This is a genomic window from Moorena sp. SIO4E2, from assembly GCF_010671945.1.
GTDB lineage: Bacteria > Cyanobacteriota > Cyanobacteriia > Cyanobacteriales > Coleofasciculaceae > Moorena > Moorena producens.
On the sequence record NZ_JAAHIE010000960.1, the window covers coordinates 1 to 2,106 of the forward strand.

The 2,106-nt window shown below is 45.6% G+C and carries 4 protein-coding genes; 2 read left to right on the top strand and 2 right to left on the bottom strand.

Features of this window, described 5'->3' with window-relative positions; translation table 11 throughout:
* Nucleotides 1-544: 544 nt before the first annotated feature.
* On the bottom strand, nucleotides 545-748 hold the full coding sequence (locus tag F6K37_RS39440; protein ID WP_287256700.1) for a hypothetical protein: 204 nt from the start codon (nucleotides 746-748) through the stop codon (nucleotides 545-547).
* A gap of 459 nt (nucleotides 749-1,207) precedes the next feature.
* Here F6K37_RS39440 and F6K37_RS39445 point away from each other — a divergent pair, with 459 nt between their 5' ends.
* Nucleotides 1,208-1,660: a MerR family transcriptional regulator gene (locus tag F6K37_RS39445; protein WP_287256701.1), complete on the top strand. Its 453-nt coding sequence runs from the start codon at nucleotides 1,208-1,210 to the stop codon at nucleotides 1,658-1,660.
* Here the strand turns inward: F6K37_RS39445 and F6K37_RS39450 are convergent.
* Nucleotides 1,650-1,910 carry a hypothetical protein gene (locus F6K37_RS39450; RefSeq protein ID WP_287256703.1) on the bottom strand — a complete coding sequence of 87 codons (261 nt, stop codon included), beginning with the start codon at nucleotides 1,908-1,910 and terminating at the stop codon, nucleotides 1,650-1,652. The two genes, F6K37_RS39445 and F6K37_RS39450, sit on opposite strands and share 11 nt — an antisense overlap.
* Between F6K37_RS39450 and F6K37_RS39455 the strand changes: the two genes are divergently transcribed.
* A partial coding sequence (locus F6K37_RS39455; RefSeq protein WP_287256704.1) for a hypothetical protein occupies nucleotides 1,899-2,106 on the top strand: 208 nt, incomplete at its 3' end. The two genes, F6K37_RS39450 and F6K37_RS39455, sit on opposite strands and share 12 nt — an antisense overlap.

Genomic DNA, 2,106 nt, shown 5'->3' on the forward strand with positions numbered 1-2,106 from the left:
CTATTGGTGCTGCTGATTATATCAGTGTTACTCTGAGCAGCAATGCAGGTACTACACGTTATGCCGATATTGGTAGTAATCAGCTCCCGGAAGCTTTGCAGCAAGTGATTCAGAATTGGGAGACTATCGTGAGTAGTAAGTGAGGGGTCAGCCGTCAGCGGTCAGCCGTCAGCGGTCAGCTGTGGCACAGGCTTCCAGCCTGTGACCTAACTCCTCAAATAGCATGGAATAGGCTTCCAGCCTGTGACCTAACTCCTCAAGTGGCGTGGAATAGGCTTCCAGCCTGTGACCTAACTCCTCAAGTAGCGTGGAATAGGCTTCCAGCCTGTGATGTAACCCATAAGCTGAAAGCTGATTGCTGAAAGCTGATTGCTGAAAGCTGATTGCTGAAAGCTGATTGCTGAAAGCTGATTGCTGAAAGCTGATTGCTGAAAGCTGATTGCTGAAAGCTGATTGCTGAAAGCTGATTGCTGAAAGCTGATCGCTGAAAGCTGATTGCTGAAAGCTGATTGCTGAAAGCTGATTGCTGAAAGCTGATCGCTCCCTACTCCATCTCCTCAGAGTCTTCCTCTATATCCTGCCCAATATCAAATACAATAATAAATTTATCATCAGGCATTAGCCGTTTCAGAGCCTGCATGTGACCTTCCGCATCCGAGCGATTGCGGAAACGACCAACAACCACTCGTTGCATCTTGGGCAATAACCGAACTACCGCCCATGGATAGAGGCGCTGAGAGTACGTCATAATATTAAGTTATCTCCTTAACTGGGGGACGAGAGCCAGCCTGAGAGGGTGGAAAATCTGGGGCTGGCTCTTACCGTGGAACGTTTTAGCGCCCACGGTAATTTTATTATAGCATAAATAATCTTATATTATAACATATTTTGAAAAATTTTGTAACGAACAGGGAATAGGGAGCAGGGAGCAGGGAATAGGGAGTAGTGGAGTGGGGAAAAATCCTGTGTAATAAATTAATTAATGTGTTAGGTAACTATGTATGATGCGACCTTAGAGCCGCTTCCGATCCCCGATTTCCTAACTATTCCGATATTGACGCAGTCGCTAATAGTGGACACCACACCACTTCACTTGACACCCACCCTCTCCACACTTACCACACTTTAATCCCTACTCCCTCAAGTTGCCAATTTTTCTTTTTACCTTTATACTAGTATTATCGGAATAGTTAAAAACACTCCAGTCATGAACAAGTGCGTTGGAACTACTGAAGCGGCATCTCTATTAGGAATTTCTTCTCGACGATTGCGCCAACTCCTAGAGAAGGGTCGCGTTCGCGGTGCCTATAAAACTGGGAAATTCTGGATTATTCCTCTGTTCAACCATTTGCCACAAATTACCAAAGCTACTCGTGGACCTAAAGGAAAATGGCGCACTAGTCGTCCTCCCGCTCTAGCTAAGATTAATGTTAATCGCAATCACATAGGATCTAATATCAAGAAAAGCCCTCAAGACCGCAAGCCAGTGATTTCAGTAAAACGCAGTGGTAGCAATATCTACGGCAACGAAGTGGAAATCCTTGGTCCATGTAAGATTGTCTATAACCCAGATAATCCACTCGATTGTGGTGCTCGTTTGTGGATTGAAACCTTTAGTGATATTCACTTTGTGGGTGGTAGTTTTCCTGCTAGTCGTTGAGTCGGTGGCGTTGCTGAATCTTTGAATCAGTAGAGTGGGCATCCTGCCCGCCGGAGAATATTGGGCATCCTGCCCGCCGGAGAATATATTGAAACTGGCAAGATGCCAGTTCCACCCAAGATTCCCATTCCACAACATATTGAAAATATTGATAATGGAACAGGGAAAAAGAGCTGATTGCTAGAACTATTAGAATGGTTCCATAGGCACCCAAGCTAATTGCTGATCGCTGACAACCATGAGTTCTCAACCACCCTCCAAACCACCAAAGACCATACTTAGTCAGCTAACTCAGGTAGTACAGACCATTCATGCGAAGGTCAATCTTCAAGCAGTAGCACTAAAGCCTAATGCTAGAGTGCCGGAACTTTGGGTGCAAGACGCTAATACCAACAAATCCGATGTCTATCCCCTGGTTGGGGACCGTTACGTACTGGGGCGCAGTT